The 18,937-nt window shown below is 69.9% G+C and carries 16 protein-coding genes and 2 pseudogenes; 5 read left to right on the top strand and 13 right to left on the bottom strand.

All coding sequences use genetic code 11. The features are described 5' to 3' along the window. Window positions 1–43: 43 nt before the first annotated feature. From ACIBAF_RS26145 to haaT, 3 genes are all read right to left on the bottom strand, one after another. Window positions 44–1,204, bottom strand: a complete 1,161-nt coding sequence (locus ACIBAF_RS26145; RefSeq protein ID WP_399466133.1) for an FxsB family cyclophane-forming radical SAM/SPASM peptide maturase — start codon at window positions 1,202–1,204, stop codon at window positions 44–46. Between the two features lie 13 nt (window positions 1,205–1,217). Continuing rightward, window positions 1,218–1,421, bottom strand: a complete 204-nt coding sequence (haaA, locus tag ACIBAF_RS26140) for a HaaA family cyclophane-containing RiPP peptide (protein ID WP_399466131.1) — start codon at window positions 1,419–1,421, stop codon at window positions 1,218–1,220. A 127-nt stretch (window positions 1,422–1,548) separates the two neighbouring features. Beyond that, complete coding sequence (haaT, locus tag ACIBAF_RS26135) at window positions 1,549–4,317, bottom strand: cyclophane-containing RiPP biosynthesis TPR protein HaaT (protein WP_399466129.1); 2,769 nt, start codon at window positions 4,315–4,317, stop codon at window positions 1,549–1,551. A gap of 412 nt (window positions 4,318–4,729) precedes the next feature. On the opposite strand from haaT, the gene ACIBAF_RS26130 reads away from it, so the two are divergent. Both ACIBAF_RS26130 and ACIBAF_RS26125 read left to right on the top strand, forming a co-directional pair. Beyond that, window positions 4,730–5,776 carry a hypothetical protein gene (locus ACIBAF_RS26130; protein WP_399466128.1) on the top strand — a complete coding sequence of 349 codons (1,047 nt, stop codon included), beginning with the start codon at window positions 4,730–4,732 and terminating at the stop codon, window positions 5,774–5,776. 215 nt (window positions 5,777–5,991) lie between these two features. Beyond that, a complete protein-coding gene (locus ACIBAF_RS26125; protein ID WP_399466127.1) occupies window positions 5,992–6,741 on the top strand; it encodes a DUF317 domain-containing protein in 750 nt (249 codons plus the stop codon). 252 nt (window positions 6,742–6,993) lie between these two features. On the opposite strand, the gene ACIBAF_RS26120 is transcribed toward ACIBAF_RS26125, so the two are convergent. From ACIBAF_RS26120 to ACIBAF_RS26080, 9 genes are all read right to left on the bottom strand, one after another. Then, window positions 6,994–7,389 (bottom strand): hypothetical protein, encoded by a 396-nt coding sequence (locus ACIBAF_RS26120; protein ID WP_381171774.1) that lies wholly within the window; start codon window positions 7,387–7,389, stop codon window positions 6,994–6,996. 27 nt (window positions 7,390–7,416) lie between these two features. Next, entirely contained in the window at window positions 7,417–8,991 is a 1,575-nt protein-coding gene (locus ACIBAF_RS26115; RefSeq protein WP_399466126.1) for a hypothetical protein, read from the bottom strand. Window positions 8,992–9,231: 240 nt separating this feature from the next. Next, window positions 9,232–10,980, bottom strand: coding sequence for a relaxase/mobilization nuclease domain-containing protein (locus ACIBAF_RS26110; RefSeq protein WP_399466124.1), 1,749 nt, complete (start codon window positions 10,978–10,980; stop codon window positions 9,232–9,234). Continuing rightward, a complete protein-coding gene (locus ACIBAF_RS26105) occupies window positions 10,977–11,318 on the bottom strand; it encodes a plasmid mobilization relaxosome protein MobC (protein ID WP_399466123.1) in 342 nt (113 codons plus the stop codon). Before ACIBAF_RS26105 ends, ACIBAF_RS26110 begins: the two co-directional genes overlap by 4 nt. Before the next feature lie 310 nt (window positions 11,319–11,628). Continuing rightward, window positions 11,629–12,915, bottom strand: a complete 1,287-nt coding sequence (locus ACIBAF_RS26100; RefSeq protein WP_399466122.1) for a hypothetical protein — start codon at window positions 12,913–12,915, stop codon at window positions 11,629–11,631. Further along, on the bottom strand, window positions 12,912–13,601 hold the full coding sequence (locus ACIBAF_RS26095) for a hypothetical protein (protein ID WP_399466121.1): 690 nt from the start codon (window positions 13,599–13,601) through the stop codon (window positions 12,912–12,914). Before ACIBAF_RS26095 ends, ACIBAF_RS26100 begins: the two co-directional genes overlap by 4 nt. 9 nt (window positions 13,602–13,610) lie before the next feature. Beyond that, window positions 13,611–14,453, bottom strand: a complete 843-nt coding sequence (locus ACIBAF_RS26090; protein WP_399466118.1) for a helix-turn-helix domain-containing protein — start codon at window positions 14,451–14,453, stop codon at window positions 13,611–13,613. A gap of 409 nt (window positions 14,454–14,862) precedes the next feature. Then, window positions 14,863–15,066, bottom strand: a complete 204-nt coding sequence (locus ACIBAF_RS26085) for a hypothetical protein (protein WP_399466117.1) — start codon at window positions 15,064–15,066, stop codon at window positions 14,863–14,865. A gap of 177 nt (window positions 15,067–15,243) precedes the next feature. Beyond that, complete coding sequence (locus ACIBAF_RS26080; RefSeq protein WP_399466116.1) at window positions 15,244–16,692, bottom strand: recombinase family protein; 1,449 nt, start codon at window positions 16,690–16,692, stop codon at window positions 15,244–15,246. A 23-nt stretch (window positions 16,693–16,715) separates the two neighbouring features. Between ACIBAF_RS26080 and ACIBAF_RS26075 the strand changes: the two are divergent. The 3 genes and pseudogenes from ACIBAF_RS26075 to ACIBAF_RS26065 form a co-directional block, all read left to right on the top strand. Continuing rightward, window positions 16,716–17,153, top strand: a pseudogene (locus tag ACIBAF_RS26075) (aminotransferase class I/II-fold pyridoxal phosphate-dependent enzyme); the annotation flags it as partial. Between the two features lie 137 nt (window positions 17,154–17,290). Next, a complete protein-coding gene (locus ACIBAF_RS26070) occupies window positions 17,291–17,548 on the top strand; it encodes a hypothetical protein (RefSeq protein WP_399466219.1) in 258 nt (85 codons plus the stop codon). Between the two features lie 35 nt (window positions 17,549–17,583). Further along, the gene (locus ACIBAF_RS26065) at window positions 17,584–17,925 is read left to right on the top strand and encodes a hypothetical protein (protein ID WP_399466217.1); all 342 of its coding nucleotides are present in this window, start codon (window positions 17,584–17,586) and stop codon (window positions 17,923–17,925) included. 18 nt (window positions 17,926–17,943) lie between these two features. Here the strand turns inward: ACIBAF_RS26065 and ACIBAF_RS26060 are convergent. Further along, window positions 17,944–18,837: pseudogene (locus ACIBAF_RS26060) on the bottom strand (hypothetical protein). Window positions 18,838–18,937: the final 100 nt, after the last annotated feature.

The raw sequence follows: 18,937 nt of genomic DNA, 5'->3' as shown, positions 1-18,937 counted from the left end.
GGTTCCAACGCGTGAACCCCTCCTGGCGGTACGGCACACGCGTCTACGGCGGCGAGGCGGCCTGCGCATACGGGTTCCAGCCGTGCCGCCGCAGGGAGCCCTGAACGTGTCGGATGAGGTACTCCAGGTCCGCGCAGTAGACGGAGGGGTTCCGGTAGCCCTGGGCTTCGCTGAAGCGGTGCGGGAGGTAGCCACCGCCGCACACGTCCACAAGTGGGCAGGCGCGGCACTGCTCGGCGAGCGCTTCCTTGCCGTGCTGCCGGTGCAGCAGCTTCGGATGCGCCAGAGCTTGGTCGAAGGAGTGGCGGAGGACGTCGAGCCCGAGCCAGGTGGCGCCCTCCTCGACCGACCGCAGGGTGTCCACCGCCTCGATGGAGCCGTCGGACTCGATCACAACGCTCGTCGGCGGGGCCAGGCCGAGCGTCTCCACCGAGCCGCGCACGCCAGAGCTGAGGGCCACGATGTCCTCCAGCATCCGGACACTGTGCCGGTACTCCGGCCGGGCGAGCCAGGCGTCGTACACCGTGCTCATCCACAGCCCGTACTCGGGCATGCTCTGGTCGGAGCGGTGCGGCGGTTCGTTGTGGGTCGCGTGCGGCAGGCCGAAGTCGATCACGGGTGGGTCGAACGCCGCCAGGTAGTCGTGGACCTCCACGGGGTCGTTGGCCAGGTCCACGACGGCGAGCAGCCCCGCGAACAGGTGTGGCCGCGACCGAAGGAGTTCGATGCCGCGCACGGCTGAGGCCGCGCTCGACCGCCCAGCGTGGGTCAGCCGGTGCCGGTCATTCGCAGGTGGCGGTCCGTCGAGGCTGACGCCGACGGCAACTTCGTACCGTTCGAAGAGGTCCAGCCAGGCATCGGACAGAAGAGTCCCGTTGGTCTGGAGCTCGAAGAGGACCCGGGTCCCGGCTGGCGCGGCGTCCCGGACGGCCTCCAGCAGACCGGCCATGTGCCCGACGCCGATGAGAAGCGGCTCCCCGCCGTGCAGTACGACGTGGATGGTCCGAAGGCGGTGTGCGGAGGCGTGTTCACCGATTCGCAGGGCCGCAGCCTGGGCCACGGCGAGGTCCATTCGGGCGGGCAGGCGCCGCGCCGCCTGGTCCTTGGAGTTGAAGACGAAGCAGTAGTCGCAGTCGATGTTGCAGCGGTTGGCGACCTTGAGGATGAACGTCCGGAAAGGAACGGGGCCTTCGGGTTCTGTCATCGAGCGGATGTGCTTACAGCGGCCAGGGCCAGATGAGCGAGGCCGCGTGGGTGCCGTCACCGACCCGGCCCGTAGCGCCCTCCTCGGCCTCCAGCCGCTGGCGGACACGGGCGGCCACACGGTCCAGGACGGCGGTGCCGGCCGCCGTCGGCTCCGCGGACGCCGGGCCGGCGGGCGTGATGGTGCGTGGCTCGGTGACGGACGCGGGTGACGGCATTCAACGCTCCTCGTGAGGAACGTGCCGGAGGCGGCACGGTGCGACGGGGCCGAAGCGACAGATCAGCCGGAAACGTAGCATCCTCAACCGCCCACCTGGCACAGGGAATTCGGCCACATGGTCGGCGTCAACCGGACCGCGGTACCAGCAGCCGTTCGATGTCGTCCACGACCGCGCTCACTCCCAACCGCCGGTATACGGTCACGGCGGCTCGCAGCGAGCCCACGCCGTGACCAGGCCCGTCAACCGTCCAGTCGCAGCGGCCGATGCCCTCCAGCGCCCGAGCCTCCTCCAGCGGGCAGCGGATGTCCCGGGCTAGCGTGAGTGCCTGGTCGAAGTGCCCGCGAGCGGCCGCCGATTCACCGGAGGTGAACAGCAGCATCCCCCAGTGGTTCAGTACCTCCGCCTCGCCGCACCGGTCGCCCAGACCCCGCAGGATCTCCAAGCTGCGTTGGAACGCCTCGCCTGCGCCCTCGCGCTCACCGACGATGCCGCGCGCCACGCCCAGCTCGCTCAGCGAGGCGGCCTCACCCCCGCGGCTGCCGAGCTCACGGTAGGCGCCCAGGGCCTCCTCCAGAAGCCGGATCGCCTCTGTCGTATCCCCGGTCACACGCTCCACGACGCCAAGCTGGCGGACGCTGGTCGCGCGGCCGAACCGTTCACCGAGCTCGGTGAAGTGCGTCAGGGCCTGGCTGTGTGCCGTCCGCGCTCCCTCGCTGTCCCCGGTCAGCCGTCGGACGACGCCCAACTCGTTCAGCGCGTAAGCCTGGTGCACACGGTCATCCAGCCCCAGGTAGATATCGAACGCTTCCTGGTGATGCCGCGCGGCCAGGTCGTACGCGCCCATGAGGCAGTGCGCGACACCCAGGTCCCGCAGGGAGTTCGCCTCCCCGTACCGGTCACCGAGTTCCCGGTAGATCGCCAGTGCCTCGCTCTGCGCCTCTACTGCCGCGTCAAACCGGCTCAACTGCCGGTGTGTCATGCCGAGATCCGCGAGCGCGTTCGCCTGTCCGAGCCGGTTCCCCAGCTCACGGTAGAGGGCGAGGGCCTCGGTCTGGGCGCGGGCCGCGTCCTCGTTGTCTGCGGTCAGGTACCAGACGATGCCGAGCTGGTTGAGTGCGTCAGCCTTGCCGCGCCGGTCGTCGACCGCTTCGTACGCCGTCACGGCGTCGTTCAGGGTCTCGATCGCCTGTGGGTAGGCAGCCATGAAGCGGCGCACGACACCGAGTTCGGCGAGAGCGTCGCCCTGGGCACGCTGGTCGCCGGTGTGCCGGGCGGCCTCGGCGGCGGTCCGGTGGAGTCCGACAGCCTGGTCCCAGGGGCCGGCCTGGCGCAGAAAGGGCGCCATGGCCGCGGCGAGACGGACCACGAGGTCGTACAGGGCGAGGCCGTTCGCCTGCCGGACGCAGGCCAGGATGTTGGCCCGCTCGGTCTCCAGCCAGCTCAGGGCGTCCGTCCGCGACTCCAGGGCCGGGGTCTCCACCCGCGAGGTGTCGTCCGGCGCCGGGGGCACCGTGGCTCCGCTGCGCACGATGTGCCCGTTAGTGACGGCGAGAGCGGCCAGATAGTAGGTGCACACACGCCGGACGGCCTGTACGTGGTCCATGCTGTCTCCCTCGGCAGCGAGACCGCGAGCGTAGTCGCGCAAGAGATCGTGCAGCCGGTAGCGACTCCCCGGTTGCTCGTCGATCAGGTGGTTGTCGTAGAGCGCCTCGACGTGCAGACGGGCCGCCACGACGGAAACGTCACCAAGAGCCGCACCGACGTGCGGGTCGAGATCGGTGCCCGGAAAGAAGCCGAGCTGCCGGAAGAAGCGCTGCCGCTCCGGCACGAGATCCCGGTAGGAGAGATCGAAGGTCGCGGTGACGGCGCGTTCCCCGGCGCGCAGCTCTCCCAGGCGGTCCCGTGCCGCCACCAGCCGCCCGCGCAGGTCCTCGGCGGTCCAGGACGGATGGTGCCGCAGCCGTGCCGCGAGCAGCGACACCCCCAGCGGCAGGCACCCGCACAGCCGAACCAACTCGTCCACTACATCCCGGCCGAGAGCGCCGGCCGGTCGCCCACTGAGCCGGACGAAGAGTTCGACCGCGTGATCCGGCGGCAGTGCGTCCACCGACATGACCACCTCCTCGTTCGCCACCAGCCGCTTGCGGCTGGTCACCAACACCAAGCACCCGTTCCCACCGGGGAGTAGCGGCTCCAGCTGCCGGTAGCTGGCCGCGTTGTCGAGAATCAGCAGCGCCTTCTTGTCCGCGAGCCTGCTCCGCCACATGGCGGCCCGGGCCTCCGTGACCGCTCCGACGTCGTCACCGACGGGAATCTGCTGCGTCGGCACTCCAGCGGCTGTGAGAAGTGAGGCGAGCGCCTCGCCAGCCTGTACCGGAGTACGCCCCGGCGTGTGCCCGTTGAGGTTCACGAAGAGCTGCCCGTCGGGGAACCGCTCGGAGAGCAGATGGCCGGCGTGCACGGCGAAGGTGGTCTTCCCGACGCCGGGCATGCCGTCGATCACGTGAACGGGCAGCCCCTCGCCGTGCTCCTGTGAAGCCCGCACCGAGCCCACCAGCCGCTCCAGCTCCGTGGCACGGTCGGTGAACGCGGCGGTGTCGCGCGGCAAGGAACGCAGCACCTGGGCGGCCCCCGGTGGCCCCGCTCCATCCTCCGGTCGCCCCGGTGGGGTGGGAGGCCGCGACTCGGAAAGCCCGGCGAGCAGAGCCGTCATCCCCGCCATCGTCACGCCCAACACGACGAACGAGAACCAGGCATGCTCCTGTAACCACCCCAGCCAGCCGGGCCACCGCGACTCATCGGACACGGCGTTCGTGACGAGCCCGACCAGCATTGTGGTCACAGCGCCGCCTCCGGCGACGACGGCGATCGCGATCCCGCGCCGGAGTCTCATGCGGAGGCCCCAGCAGCCGAGGGAACGGCCGATTCCCCCCTGATGCCGCTGATGAGACACCACGCACTGCCAACCGACCTGGTCACGATGGCAACCCCCGAGTAGAACGCCCCAACTTCCTTAACGGAACAGTCCTCGTAGACCTTGGTCAAGGGCGCGTCTGAGCCACGGGGCGCACCACGAAAGCCGTCGGCGATCAAACACCGGAGCTGCGTGGGCGCGGTTCGCTTCTTTCGGTAAGCCTGTCCGTCTATCCGCTATTTGTATCGTCTCTAGGCAACGTCGTGGCACCGACTCCCGGTCCGCTTGACCCCCGTCGCCTACAACGCTGTCAACGGTCCCACCGGAGGCATGGACCGCTCTGCGCGAAGCGACCCATGGGGGGCGGGCCACGGTGGATAGGGTTGCTGTCATGGACGCCGAAGAGCAGGGCATCGACGCACTGGAGCTGCACTCCACCCCCGCCACGCCTCGACGCCCCACCCGTCCCCCCGAAAGCGCCACCGTTACACAGACCAAGCCGCGACGGCCCAACCCCCGACCGGACATGAACTTCACCCCGGTACGGAACGGCATGGACTACCTCGTCAGCGCCGTGAAGAATCTGACCGAAGGCTCCTCGCCGCCTAGCGACCGCGATCTTAAGTACGCTGTCCTCCACCTCCAGGCCGCGACCGAGGTGCTCCTCAAAGCCCGCTTGGTCCGCGAACACTGGAGCCTCGTCTTCAAAGAACCGGGCAGTGCCGATCGCGCTGTCTTCGAGACAGGCAGGTTCGAAAGCTGCAATATAGCCGCCACGATCCATCGTCTGGAGAAAATCGCTCAGGTGACGATCTCCGAGGATGAGCAGAAAGCCATACGCGGGCTGGCAGACACACGGAACGCACTCACGCACTACGGTCACACGGCCAACGCCTATGCCGTGGAGGCGCAAGCCGCCGAGGTTCTCGGGTTCCTGCTGACTTTCATCAGCCGGCAGTTGCATCCCGTACTGTCATCCGAAGGGCGGGGCGTCGCAGAGACCATGAACGTCCTTCGGATGAAACTCAGCGGAATTGAGACCTTGGTCAAGAGGCGAATGAACCAATTGTCTGGCGAGCTTGCACCCCTGACCAAACGCACCGTTACGTGCCCGGACTGCCGACAGTGGGCTCTCGTCGTCGGTGGCGACCGAGAGGGGGCGCTCGTCATCAACGACGCCCTCCTGACATGCCGCTTCTGTCTGCAAGAGTGGACAGACCGCGCCCAGGCCGCCAGCGAATACGCCTGGATGATCTTTGGTGAAGACGACTTCTTCGGCGCGAGGAACTGCGGCGACTGCGGAAGCAAAGTGTCATTCGTCCGGGCTTTCATCGCGGACGACAAGACTTGTGAGAAATACATCTGCTTCGAATGCGGCAGCGTCCGCATGGCGGGTAGGGCCACCCAGCACTCCCGTCGCGCCACCACACACGACTAGGTTCTTGGCGAAGAAGCCAGAACAACCGGCTTCGCTATCAAACGCCTCGATTGGATGACAGCGGACACAATTTCGCCACAGGCAGACAGGAAAGATCCCGAAACGACTGGTGCGCGGCTGCGCAGTTATGCCAACCTGCAACACCTTGCCGGAAGACCTGGTCAGCGAGTTGATGCCGATGATCCTGGACGGCCAGTGTTCTACCCCACGAGCCCATGGAGGCGCCCCTGCTCCCGCACCACTTCAGCGACCGATCCCGACCGAACTTGCCGGACCCGGTGTACTGGGTCACCCCGCGTCATCTGGCCGGTGACGACGGTGTGCTCGCCGAGCGGATCGGCGACACCCTGTCCGACCTCGGCTGGCGTATGTGGCCCACCTCCCGTGACACCCTTCTGTATGTAAGCCCGGATGGGCTGCGTGGGGCCGAGTGGATCCTCGCGGCTTACCCATTCGAGCTGGGCGGTCTGCCCGTTGCCTGGCAGCTGAGCGCCCGCGGCCATTCCGCCTCCACGATGCCGGAGTGGAACGCGTACTTCACCACGGGCGTCTCCTACGAGGCGCTTGCAGACCTCCTCGTGGCGATCGACGCCCGTGAGGCACCCGACGTCGGCTTCGAAGGGCCCGAGACGGTCCTCGACGCGCTGAGTGCCCGGGGTTGGATCCGTGACATAGACCGCCCCCGCACCACTGCCGCAGACCCCGGGTTCTCCGCCTGCGTCTCTCTGGAGATACTGCCGCCGCTCATCGAGGACGCCGACCCGCGTCCTGACCTGGTGGGCTGGCAGGCGTGGGCGGACCCCGTTCCCGGCGCCCCGTACCTGTGGTGTGCCAGCTTCAGCGCCAGCGTCCCCCATGACCTGGTCGCCGCGTTCGCGTCCTCACTCGCCTCCCCGGTCCCGGTGCCTCGCCGCACTGTGCCCGAGAGCGCTGAGGGGCGGCTCACTATCGTCCACCGCGACTGACAGCCCCTGCCCCAGGGGATCCGCTGTTGTGCGGCTCGTCGCCGACCTCCCCGAGTGGCAGCAGGTCAGACGTATGAGGGGTGCCCCTCTGCCTTGGCAGGGGGGCACCGATGAATGTCGAGCCTGCGTCGACGACGGATGTGCGCCTCCGTACCGCCCTCTCACTGGCAGAGACACGCCCTCGGCTGCCCAGAAGTACATCAGCAGGACGGCTGTCGGTTCGAACTGGGTCACTCTGGTGATGTAGGAGTCTCAAGATCCGGGTAGCAGGGCTGTGACCGTGGACTGGACGATCTGGGCTGCGGCGAGGACGCCGGGGATTCCGCCGCAGCGTTCGACGAGGTTCTGGAGCATGTAGCGCAGGGTGCCGGGGTCGCGTTCTGGTTCGTCCAGCCGCGGGGCAATCATGTCGAGGTCGCGCAGGGCGCTGTCCACCTCGGGGTACCGGCCGCGCAGTTCTTCCAGCCGCCGTCGCAGGTCGTCGATGCTGTCGCGGGCCTTGTCGACGGCTTCGTTGGTGATGTTGTTGGTCTGGGAGGCGTTCTGGGAGAACGGCGCGGCTTGGGCGGGGCCGGTCATGTGGCCGGTGTTGATGATGCCGAAGTTGGGGCCGTTCGGACTCGGGTCGGGCTGACGACGGATGGGCACGTGGGGGCTCCTGGCGGGTTTGATGGGTCAGTTCGTCATAGAGGGGTTGACGGAGAAAGGCGTGGACTGGACTGCGCCGGTCATGGTGCCGCCGTTCATGACGCCGAAGTTGTAGATGGCGGTGGACTGTTGGCGGTAGGCGGCGATGTCCACGTTGTGGTCGCGCAGGAAGATCTCGGTGGAGTCGAAGACCCGGCGTTGCATCATCTGCACGTAGTAGCGGGCGTCATCGTGCATGTGCATGTCCTCCAGCCAGCGGAGGCTGTAGACCTCGCGGAGGCTGACCGGTCCGCTGCCCGGGTCGAGCTCGGGGCGCTTGCGGGCCTTGCGGCGTATGAGCCGGTCGAGTCCGACGTAGATGTCGCCGAGGGCGTTGAACGTGGTGCGGCCGAACCACTTCAGGCTGCGCGGATCTGCGGACGTGAGCCCGGCGACCTTCGGGTTGAGGGGTCCCATGACGTGCGGGCGGACGGTGACGCGCAGGAAGCCGCCCTGGTAGGCGAAGTGGACGAGTATGGCGGCGACGAGGTCGCCATACCAGGCGGTGACCCGCGCCCAGATGTAGCGGCGGGCGACCTCCTCGGCGGGCTTGTTGCCGATGTTGTCCACGGCGAGGGTGTGCAGGCTGCGCCAGGCGTCGTCGTCGATCTGGTCCCAGCGCTTGTGGTGGATGCCGGCGATCCCGATGACCTCCACGCGCAGTTTCGGATGATCGCTGTGATGGGAGGGGGCCGGATCGTCCAGGCGGCGCGCGATGTGGGCGTGGAGCTGGCCGGCAGTGAAGTGCTTCAGTGGCTTTCGGGCCACCGGCTTGTTGTGCTTCGCCAGCGCGTCCAGGACTGCCTTGGCCACCTCGGCCATGTCGGGCTGACCTGGCCTTTGCGCCGACGAGCCGAGGCCCGGAAGCGTTCCCGTGTTGTCGTCTTCGTCGTCCTGGCCCTCGGGGGCGGGCTCGACGTCGATGCCGATGACGGCCTCTTGCCATGCCTGTAGACCCGCCCCGAGGAACCGGTGTCGATCGCCGTTTGCCCGACGTTCGTGGAGGTACGGCAGGGCGTGGGCCTGCACCGCGGCGGGAGGGGCCTGCAGTTCTCCGGCCAGCAGGGCGTTGAGCCGCAGCTGGGCCAAGTAGCGCTCCGCCAGGTAGACGCCCCACAACCCGGCCAACAGAACGATGACCGCCCAGCCGGCAGTGAGGGCGCCGGCGATGGCCTGCCAGACAACGACCGCGACCACGGCCACGGTGGCCACTCGGCGGCTTCGCATGTGCTGGATGGCACGATCGCACGCGTGCACCACCGGCTCCTGATGGAAGCCGTAGACCGGGACCGGCCGCGCCGACTTCTTGATCCGACGGCGGACCCAGACCGCGTAGTCCTCACCCAGCACCACCTCTGGCGGCTTCGGCTCCGACGAACCAGCAGCCTTCTCGGCCTCCTTGGCGGGGAAGAACCATCGCAGACGCTTCCGTACGGCGGCCTTCAGGTTCTTCCACAGCTGCGCCAGTACGGCACGGAGCACGGCCAGCCAGTCCGTACGGGCGAAGGCGGCGGCGCTCAACCGGCGCGTGATGCCCTCGGTGTAGGCCCCGTGCCTGATCATCTCCCCGCCATTGGCCGCCGTTCCCAATGGCACCGCGGGTGCCGAGAACACCGACTGGTGCTCCGCGTATGACAAGTTCCCACCCCCGTGTCTCCTGGCGGCCGGCCACGACGATCAGCGGCGGACACAGAGGGGCATCGTCCTCGGACACAGGAAGCACCGCCATACCGCAAACCCGCACAAGACGCGCGCGGAGGCGCACAGGTCGAACAATGACCGAAAGGCGCCTCCGCAGCGGGATTACCTGCGGTGTCCCTGCGGTGCGCCTCCTTGACCGGGGACCCGAGCGGTGCCGCGAGACGAGGCCGGTGTGCCGTGGCGCGCGGGCCGAGTAGGAGGTGTTTCGGCCGCGTCGGCGGGCAGGTCGGCGATGCGGCGCAGGCGCCAGACGAGGACGTCGCTGACCGACCCGGCGGTGTCCAGTTCGCGGTGGGTGACGGCTTCGGTCAGCAGCTCCTTGGGGTTGTGGCCGGCCTGGTAGGCGTGAGTGAGGGTGGCGGCCAAGGCGGGCCAGCCCGGTTCGTTCACTACCGCCTCGGCGATCTCGGGTGTTGTGGCGTGGAGGAGGGCGGCGGCCCAGTCGCGTACGGGCTGGACCAGGCGCAGCCCCTGGGCGTGCAGGCGGGCCATGGGCTCCTCGGCTGCGGCAGCGTAGGCGGCGCGCAGGTGGGCTGCGGCCTGGCGGGCGGCCTCGGCCTGCTGGGCGTGGTGGCGCTGGGCGTGCCAGTGAGCGGCGGCGGTGGCGAGGAAGAACAGAGTGTCGATCAGCATCGCCGTGGTCGCGTCGTCCTCCCCGCGGCCCAGCGCCGGGCCGCTGTAGCGGAGGTCGCGAGCGGCTTGGCGCAGGGCCTGGGCATGCCAGTACTCGGCACGGGTGTGGGAGCGGGTGGCTCGCTCGAACGCCCAGGCCGCGTCGCGGAGCTGCTGGCGAGTGTGCGCTGCGCTGGTCTGGGCGATGGTGTCCAGGATCTCGCCGGTGGCGGCGATGTGGGCCGCCGCAGCGCCGCCGCCGTCCTGGCCGAGGGTGACCAGAGCGGTCCAGGCGGCTCGGGTCGCCGAGCGCCGGGCGGCGGCCGGTGCCGACACATCTGCGCGCGAGCGGGCGGTCGGCTGGTGTGTGGCTGCTTCCTGCTCGTCCTGGTGAACGTCGTGGGTGGTGGGGAAGCGTTCGCGGATGCGGGGCAGGGAGAGGTCGGGGGACAGCGTGGAGCCTGCGTAGTAGATGGGCTCGCCGTCGTCGTTCACGTCGCCGGGCAGGGCAACCTTGTAGCCGAGCAGGTCCCCGGACGGCGCGACGCGCTGGTAGATCAGGAGCCCGGCGGCCTTGAGCCGGGCGAAGAACTCCGCCTCGCTCGCGGCGCCGGCCACCGCTTGGCGGACGGTCTCGTGCAGCTCTTCTCGCGCGGGGCGTTCGCGGCCCTGGCGCTCCGCCTTGTGGCGTTCGGCACTGGTAGGACGCTTGGCGGCGGTGCCGTCCCCGGGCGCGACTCGGCGCAGGTTGTAGTCGGCTTCGATGCGGCGGCATTCGGCCTGGGCGCGGCGGGCCTCGTTGTGCAGGCGGGGCCGGCGGCCGTCGTCGCGGACCAGGGTGGCGATGATGTGGATGTGGTCGTCGGCGTGGCGGACGGCCGCCCAACGGCATGCCTGCTCGTCGCCGTCGGGGGCGATGCCGGTGACGGCGACCATGCGGCGGGCGATCGCGGCCCAGTCCTCGTCGGACAGGACCGGGTCCTCCGGGGCAGCCCGCACGGACAGATGCCAGACATGGTTCTTGGGGCGCCGGCTGGTGGGCAGGGCGTTGACGGGCTGGTCAAGCAGCCGCTGAAGCTGCTCGTAGGTGGCCTTCGGGTCGCGGCCGGGGTCAGGGGCGAGCGGATCGAAGGCGGCCACCAAGTGGGGGTCGATGTGCTCCTCGTGGGTGCCGGGCCCGTAGAGGTAGTTGATGAGGCCGATCGTCCTGCTGCCGCGCTCGTGGATGCTGGGGATCACTCAGCGGCACCACCGTCGCGGTGGGCGAGCAGGGCGTCGGCGGCGTCCTCCATGCGTCGGGCGGCGCTTCGGACTGCCTCGGCGGCGGCGTCGAGGTGGGGTGCGTCGGCACCGGAGTTGAGGGCCTTGGCGACCTGGTTGAACAGGCCGTGGATGCGGCCCAGGTGCCGACGGGCGGCGAACAGTTCGTCGATGACTTCCCGTTCGGTGGCGATCTCGGCGGCGGTGCGGGTCAGGTCGCGGGCGGCCTTGTCGGCGGCGTAGGCGAGAAAGGAGGCGTTGGTCATCTCGCAGTTGGCGGCTGCGTCGGTGAGGCGTTTGAACTCGGCGTCGTTCATGCGGCAGCTGGGCTGCTTCAGGCGCTTGCGCTCTTTTGGCTGACGCGTGCGCTGACGTCTCTTCGCGAGGGGCTCCGCCTGCTTCCCTCCTGGCTGCGGTCCGCCCTCGGTCGCCGCCTGACGGTCCGGTGCCCCCTGGCGCAGGGCTGCTCCCACCACCCCTGGGGCGGGAATTCCGGGAGCATTGCTCCCGGTACAACTTGCTGTGCCGTTTGGGGCTGTGGATGTCATCTCCGTTTGGCCGGTGGGAAGTCCGTGGCGTGTGTCGTGCATTGAGCGGCTCTCCTTTGGCGCTGTGGGTGGAGCGGGTTCAGTGGGGGTGACCGGCGCGAGCGGCCTTCAGCTCGGCCTTGACGGTGCGGACGACCTCGCCGGCGGTGTCGCTGGCGACGCTGTAGCCGTCCTGGCGCACGGTGTCCTCCAGCAGGTCGCGGGAGAGGCGTCCGGTCTCGCCGAGGATGCGATGGGCGTATTCGGTGAGGAGGTCCCGTGTCGCCCGCGGCTTGTGGCCCGGGCGATTCGGCTTCGCCCTCCCGGCCTTGCCCGGATCGGCATCCGGCGGTTCCCCGCCCGGTATCGCCTCCGGGCTCGTAGTGGTGCGGGCGGATCTGTGCGGGCGGTTTCCGGGTTCCGGGCGGGCAGCCCGATCGGTGGTGTCATCGCCCGCATCGCCCTCGGGCGGGCGGCCCGGCGTCGCTGCCCGCTTCGTCGCTGTGGTGCGCGGTCGGGCAGGCGGGGAGCCGCCCGTCGTGCCCGTGGCGAGGGCGGGCCAACGCCGGGGCAGCGGAATGGAGGCCAGGGCGAGCGCCTGTTGCCGAGTGGCGAGCTTGCGCAGCAGCAGCTCGTCCTGGCGTTCGTCACGGTCGACGTCGGCCTGCTCCAGTGCTTGGTGCAGACGGCAGGTGAGTCGCCGGCCTCGCCCCTTGGCACGCCGTTCGGGCGTCATGGCCTCTGCCCGGAGGATCAGGGTGACGGCCCGGTCGAGAGCGCGCTCGCGGATGATCCGGGCGGCGTCCGCATCTCGGTCGACAATCCCCAGACGGGCCAGCAGTCGTTCCCGCATCTGTCGGGCGAGGACAGCCGCCAGGCTGCGTGAGTCGGCGTGTGGGCTGCGGTGGCGCAGTTCGATGCCCATGGCCAGGTGCCATAGCATCGCCGCCAAAACCGGGCCGACGAAGGCCCGCACGGTTCCGCCCACCAGCCCGGACTCGGCATAGGCGGGCAGGATCTGCACGCCGGTGATCACCCAGGTGAGCGTGCCGGGCAGGCCGGGCGCCTGCTTCGGGCCGTTGAGGTTCTGCCGGGCGAGCAGGGCGGTGGCGAACAGGCCGAGCTCGGCGGCGGCGAACATCGCGGCACGCTCGACGGTGCTGCCCATGTCGAGGTAGTCGGCGGCGAAGCGCCAGCTGGTGTCCGCGCTGTAAGCGGTGCAGCCGATCGCGGCGACAGCGGCAACCGGGATGGCGGCGGTGCCACGCCGCTGCCCGACACCGGGCTTCCGGGTGCGTCGGCGCAGCAGCCATCCAGCGAGCACGGCGACGACGAGGAACGGCGCGTCGATCGCGAGCAGGGACGAGCGTTCGAAGGGGTAGGTCACGCAGCTCCCTGTCGGGTGATTTCCGCGGCGGCGAGGTCGAGGCGCGTCGGGTGGGGCGTGGTGCGGGGCGCATTGCCTCGGGCGCGGCCGTCGGGGCCCACGCTTCGACTGCGGCAGGGTTCGCCCTCGCGGGCACGGCACCACGGGCACCGGACGCCAAGGGCGTCCGGGAGCCCTGCGGCGACGGCGGCCTCGCGTGCGGCACGGGCCGGACGGTAGGGGGCGAGCGCGGCGCGGATTGTCGGTGGGACGCACGATCCGATGGCGCGCACGCGGGCTTCCACGTCGGGGTGCGGGCCACCGTTGGTGAGCTGTCGGTGCGTTGAGGGCGCAGCCTTTCCGGTGGCTACGGCCTGCCGGGTGCCGAGCAGTTCGGCCCGCCATGCGGTCGGGTCGTCGGGGTCGGCGGCCGGCGCGGGGTCGGTGTGCCGGTCGATATGGTCGCGGCGGTACGTGCGCCACGCGCGGGCGACGTCCACGGGCAGGATCGGGTAGGGCGAGTCGAGGACGTGCGCCCGAATCGCCTCGCGGACATCCCAGCCGTAGTCCGTGGCGAAGGGGACGTCGTGGAGCAGTTCGTGCCACTGGGCGAGTTGGTCGCGGGCCTCGCCTGGGTCGGTACGGATCGTGCGAGGGTCCAGGCGGCCGATGTAGGCGAGGACGGCGGCGACTTCGCGGCGTTCCAAGGGGGCGGGTTACTCCATTCCTGTCGGTTCGTCGAGGGCGGCGAGGAGGGCGGCGGTGTGTGCTTCGGCGCGGGTCATGCCGCCTGCAAGTGGGGCGGCTCCGCCGGGCAGGGCGCGCAGGTTCGGCCGTTCCGGGGTGGGAGTGCGTTCCCGAGCGATCCATGTGCGCCAGTCGGCGCCCCACGCGGCGGCTGGGCGGAGCGCCCACGTCGCCCGGTAGGTGCGCCACTTCTCGTCGGCCGCCCGTAGGCCGTGCTCGCCGAGTCGGGCGAGGTGCCCGTCGTGCCGCAGCCAGGCCCAGGTGGCGTCGTCGATCTCCCACTGGGCGGCGGTGAGGAGGGAGGCAGAGCTGCTGCTCTTACCGTTCACCTTCGGTTCACTACCGTTCTGGGGGTCGGAATCCGTGCCCCCGGAGGGCTGGAATTTGGTCCCCCCAGGGGGCGGAATCCGTTCCTCCGGGCCGTTATCCCGCTCCCCTTCGAAGGCGTCGGCAGGGTCGGAATCCGGCCTTCCGAGGGGCGGAATCCGACCCCCCGGTGGGGCCGAATTCCGGTCCCCCTCGTTTGCTTGGTCGGCGAGGAAGGAGGCGGCGATCGGGAGGTGGTAGTACGTCTCTCCGCGCGGCCCTTTGCGGCCCGCGAGCTGCGTCAGCTCCCCGCTGGCGATCAGCTTCGTGAGGGCGTCGCGCACGGCCGTACGGGAGGCGTTCGAGCGCTTCATGAGGGTTGGCACGGACGCGTACGCGATGCAGCGGCGATCGCGGCACCGGTCGGCGATCAGGGCGAGGACCATGCGGGCAGTGCCCTTGCTGTTGCTGTGGTCCCACACCCATTCGCGGGCGTCGTAGCTCATCGGGTGGCGGCTCCTTCATCAGGGCAGGCGGGTGCGACGGGCCCTCTTCGGGCGGTGCACAGGGTGAGGGTGGGGCACGGTCTCCGGTGCCGACGTGTCGGTAAGGGCCACGAGGGCGCGGGGGGATGAGACCCGGCCACAGGTGATTCCTTGGCCCAGGGCGCGCTGGGGTTTCTGTTTCTGCGGGCCAGCGCTCCAGGCGGAACACCAAGACAGCCACACCCGCACGCGAAGATCCAGCGTTCGGCCGAGAAACCACACAGCTCACGGCGAACGCGGCCTTGGCTGCGTATCCGAACTGCCAGACGGTGCGCTGATGCCAGTTGCTAGCGGCTGCAGGGCCGCCCTGCGAGGTAGTGCCGGCCGTCCTCGGACCCGCGACGAGGCGGGACCGTTCCTCCGGCTCCGGTCAGGCTGCCTGGACATAGGTCGAGGTAGAGAGCAGGTCCGCGAGCCGCGCGGCGCTCCGTGGGCTGATCGTCGTCGCGAACCCCGCGCATACGCGCTGGAGAGCGGCGTCCCTCGCCGAGTCCACCTTCTGACGGACGGCGCGGGCTCCTTCGGGGGCGATGACGGGCTGGATGACGGCGGGTTCGGTCTGGCGTTGGGGCATGGACGTCCTCAGGGCGGCGTTCGGTCGGCGACCCACCGGTGTGTGGTGAGGGCCGGCGGGTTGGCTGGGGAGGTCCATGCTCCGGAGAATCGCCGGTTAGGCTAACCGGCGATCGTCGGCTATGTTGCGCCCTTCATCGCCTCGGTCGGCAGGGCGAATTCCACCGGCCTCGCCCCGCTACAGCGGGTTCTGCTCGATGCTGATCCGGTCCCAGTCCATGAACCGGCCGAACTTCTTCGGCTCGTCGATGACCACCCCGGAGAACAGGAACCGCAGCACCGCGTTGCGCCGCTCATCCGTCATGTCCTCGGCGTCCCAGGCGGCCCGCGCGCCAGCTCCCGTAAGGCCGTCGAGGAGCACCATCGGCCGGACGACGACCTTGCGCTGAGCCTTGGCGATCCGGTCGGTGATCTCCTTGCGCATCTTGCGGTACTCCGCCGTGGAGATCTCCTTCGCGGTCCACATCTGGTTCAGTTCTCCGAGCTGCCGCTGGTCGTCCTCCAGCTCCTCGGTCACGCTCTCCGAGAGGTTGCTGCTGGCGAGTCGGCCGTCGACGCGCAGCTTGCCGAGCAGCTCGACCGCGGCGTCGGCGACGAAGTCCTCCAGCGTCTGGGCCATGATCGACCGGGTGCACTTCTTCTCGTCGTTCCGGCCCCTGCGGTTGCACTGGTAGACCGGCCCCGTGCCCTTGGCGGTGCCGGACATCAGGGTGCCGCACCGCCCGCACATCACCAGGCCGCGCAGCAGGTAGTAGCGCTGCGGCGGCCGGCTGAGCGCCTCCCTGTGCACCGCCGACCGGTACTCGCGCCGCGTCCGCGCCTCCGCCCACACGCCCGCGTCGATGATCGCGGGCCAGGTGCCGGGGCCGACCTCCTCGCCCTGGTGCATGCGGATTCCGGCGACGTGCCGGGAGTCGAGCAGCGCACGGACAGTACCGCTGTTCCACGCTTTGCCGCCGGCCGTGTGGATGCCCCGGCTGTGCAGGTCCTTCGCGATGGGTGCCGCCCCCTCGCCCTTGAGGTAGCGGTCGAAGACCTCCCGGACGATCTCGGCCTCCTCCTCGACGATAGTCATCCCGCCCGTGGCGTAGCCGAACCGCCTCACACCGCCCTGCGGCTTGCCTTCCCGCGCCCGGTCCTGCATCGCGGACTTCAGCCGCCGTGAGGTGTCGTCCGAGGAGCGGCAGGCGTGCGCGACCTCGATACGGAGGATGAAGCGGTCGTCGGGGTCGGAGAGGTCCCGCCGGTTCGCCTCGCCGTGGAGCGTGATGGCGTGGTCGTCGGAGACCTGGAGCAGCTCCTCCAGGTCCCGGGGCTGCCTCATGAGCCGGTCGGGGTGATAGGCGATGATGTGCCGGAAGCCGCGATTCCGGGCGTCCTCCAGCAGACGGTCCCAGCCGGGCCGCTTCCGCTTGCGACTCCAGGCCGAGCGGCTGTTGTCCACGAAGACGTGGGCGGGATCGATGACGAAGCCACGCCGGTCGGCGATCTCGCGGCAGATGCGCTCCTGACGGTCGACGCCGGTCTGATCGTCATCGTCCGCCTGGGATATGCGGCAGTAGATCGCCGCCGGCTCACCGGGGACGGCGGTGCTGGTGTTGCCCCTGGCGGGCCTGTTGCGTGCCATGTGAATGAGTGTACGAACGAGGCGTCGCCTGGGTCACGGCCGCGCCCGGCCTGGTCACGGCGGTGCGCTCGGCCAAGCAGTTCCTGACGTACGTGTCGTCCGGCCCGTTCCAGTACGCGGTCGCGGAAGCCCTCGCCCTCCCCGACAGCTACTTCGACGGCTTCCGCGCGGACATGCGCGCCAAGCGGGACCTGCTGGCGGCGGGGCTCGCGGACGCCGGTTTCGCGGTCTTCCGCCCGGCCGGCACCTACTTCATCACCACCGACATCCGCCCCCTCGGCGAGAGCGACGGCTTCGCCTTCTCCCGGGCCCTGCCCGAACGCGCGGGCGTGGTCGCCATCCCCAACGCGGTCTTCTACGACCACCGCGAGGCGGGCGCCCCGTTCGTACGCTTCGCGTTCTGCAAGCGGGCAAGCGTGCTGGAGGAGGCGGTGACCCGCCTGAAGGCACTGACGGGCTGAGCCCAAGCGGCAGGGAAGCGGCACCCATCCACAGGCTGTGGACGGGCACCCGCTCAACGCACGGGCAGGCTAGAGTGGCTTCTCAGGTACGGGTACGTACCCGTACCCGTCGGAGTGAGTGACAGGAAGTCTGCATGATGTCGGACGCCAACATCCGTATCCCCGCCGATGCCCGCGACCGGCTTGCCGAGATAGCGGCGGGAGAAGGACTGTCCCTGCGCGCCTACTTGGCTCGACTCGCCGAGACGCTGCTCACGCCGGCCGAGCGAGCAGAGCGGGCGGACAAGGCACGGGCGGTGCTGCGGGAGTGGAACGGCTACGACCCCGACCAGGACGAGCAGTCCGAGCTGGACGCAGAGCTGGACCGTCGCATGGCCGAAGCGGGTGCCATGTGACCCGTGATGTGCACGTGTTCCTCGATGAGAGCGCGATGGTGGCCGCCGGGAAGGGCAATGTCCTGGCCTCCCGCCTGATCCATCGCGCTCACGCAGAGCCGGGCTGGTTCCTGTACGCCACTGTGTGCGCCCTGGTCGAGGCCGACCGGACCAGACCAGGCGCCGCGGAGCACATCGCCGCCCTGCCCGGCATCGCGATCGTCGACCTGGACCTGCCTGCCGCCCTGTCGGTGGCGCGCGCCACCACATGGGCCGACGCTCACACTCTCCATGCAGCCCAGCCCAGCCCCGACCGGCCGGATGGTGGGGTGATCGCGACGACCAAGCCGCACACGTGGAAGGGACAGCCGGTGCGCACCCTGGACCTCAGTCCATAGCCTCAGGCGGTCATCGGCTCAGCCGGCCGCACGGAGTTGGTCCCGGGACCGGCAGTCGCGGCAACGGCCGGGTTCCGCCGTGCGGAATCCCCGGTCGCAGCCGTCGCAGTTCCGCATCGGCACGACCGCCGGGCGTACCGGGGGTTCTGCGCTTCGGGCCATCACAGGCACGGGAAGGGGAGTCTCCTTGAGCCGGTAGGCGAGGATGCCGGCCGGGCGGGTCAGGAAATGGTCCGGGAGCCGTGCGGTCAGGTGGTCCGTGATCTGCGTGGGCAGGAGCCCTGCCTCCAGCCACCGGGTGACGGCCGGGGCGAGGCGGGCGGCCTACTGCTCGGACAGGACAAGGCGGGAGTCGACCCGGCGCAGAGCGGCGAGCACGGCGACGGCCCGGGAATCGGCGTCGGCGTCGGCAAGCGGGATCGGTGTCTCGGGCTCGGGCTGTACGGGCGGCTGCACGGTTTCCCGCACGACCGCTGGCGCTGGCCGGGCCGCCGCAGCGGCGGGCTGCTTCCGGGGTCGACGCGGCTTGGACGGCTCGGGAGGCCCGTTCGGATCCGGCTCGCCGCCTGGGATGTCGTAGAAGTACGTCCGGGTACGGACCTGCCCGGTCTGCGTTCGCTCGCGGCGGCGCTCCAGGTAGCCGGCCGCTTCGAGTTCCCTGAGCGCCCGCGAGATGAGGATCTCCCCCTCGCTGAAGTGCTCGCACAGAGCGGCGATGGTCACGGAGGAGCCGTCGGGGAGGGAGGAGATGTACGCCGCGACGCCGACCATGACCGCGCTGCCGCGTCGCTGGGCGAGGGCATTGGAGATCACCGTGAAATCGGCCGTGAGGCGAATGCGGACGTGGATCACGCCGGAGGTCGGACCTCCGGCGCGGGCGCGCGAGGGCGCGTTAGACTGCGGGTCAGCCATCGGGAAGTGGTTCCTTCTCGATCGGTGAGGCCCTCGTTCGGGATGCCCGTCCCGGCCGGGGGCCGTATCTGTTTGCGGTTGTCGCGGCGAACGTAACCGT

The sequence above is a fragment of the Streptomyces sp. NPDC051677 genome, from assembly GCF_044453465.1.
Classification (GTDB): domain Bacteria; phylum Actinomycetota; class Actinomycetes; order Streptomycetales; family Streptomycetaceae; genus Streptomyces.
This window is presented reverse-complemented; position numbering and strand designations above follow the sequence as displayed.

Coding starts and splice junctions, on each gene's coding strand:
- ACIBAF_RS26145 (WP_399466133.1), bottom strand. CDS start 1,204: ATGACAGAACCCGAAGGCCCCGTTCCTTTCCGGACGTTCATCCTCAAG.
- haaA (WP_399466131.1), bottom strand. CDS start 1,421: ATGCCGTCACCCGCGTCCGTCACCGAGCCACGCACCATCACGCCCGCC.
- haaT (WP_399466129.1), bottom strand. CDS start 4,317: ATGAGACTCCGGCGCGGGATCGCGATCGCCGTCGTCGCCGGAGGCGGC.
- ACIBAF_RS26130 (WP_399466128.1), top strand. CDS start 4,730: ATGGACGCCGAAGAGCAGGGCATCGACGCACTGGAGCTGCACTCCACC.
- ACIBAF_RS26125 (WP_399466127.1), top strand. CDS start 5,992: ATGGAGGCGCCCCTGCTCCCGCACCACTTCAGCGACCGATCCCGACCG.
- ACIBAF_RS26115 (WP_399466126.1), bottom strand. CDS start 8,991: ATGATCAGGCACGGGGCCTACACCGAGGGCATCACGCGCCGGTTGAGC.
- ACIBAF_RS26105 (WP_399466123.1), bottom strand. CDS start 11,318: ATGAACGACGCCGAGTTCAAACGCCTCACCGACGCAGCCGCCAACTGC.
- ACIBAF_RS26090 (WP_399466118.1), bottom strand. CDS start 14,453: ATGAGCTACGACGCCCGCGAATGGGTGTGGGACCACAGCAACAGCAAG.
- ACIBAF_RS26085 (WP_399466117.1), bottom strand. CDS start 15,066: ATGCCCCAACGCCAGACCGAACCCGCCGTCATCCAGCCCGTCATCGCC.
- ACIBAF_RS26080 (WP_399466116.1), bottom strand. CDS start 16,692: ATGGCACGCAACAGGCCCGCCAGGGGCAACACCAGCACCGCCGTCCCC.
- ACIBAF_RS26070 (WP_399466219.1), top strand. CDS start 17,291: ATGTCGGACGCCAACATCCGTATCCCCGCCGATGCCCGCGACCGGCTT.
- ACIBAF_RS26065 (WP_399466217.1), top strand. CDS start 17,584: ATGGTGGCCGCCGGGAAGGGCAATGTCCTGGCCTCCCGCCTGATCCAT.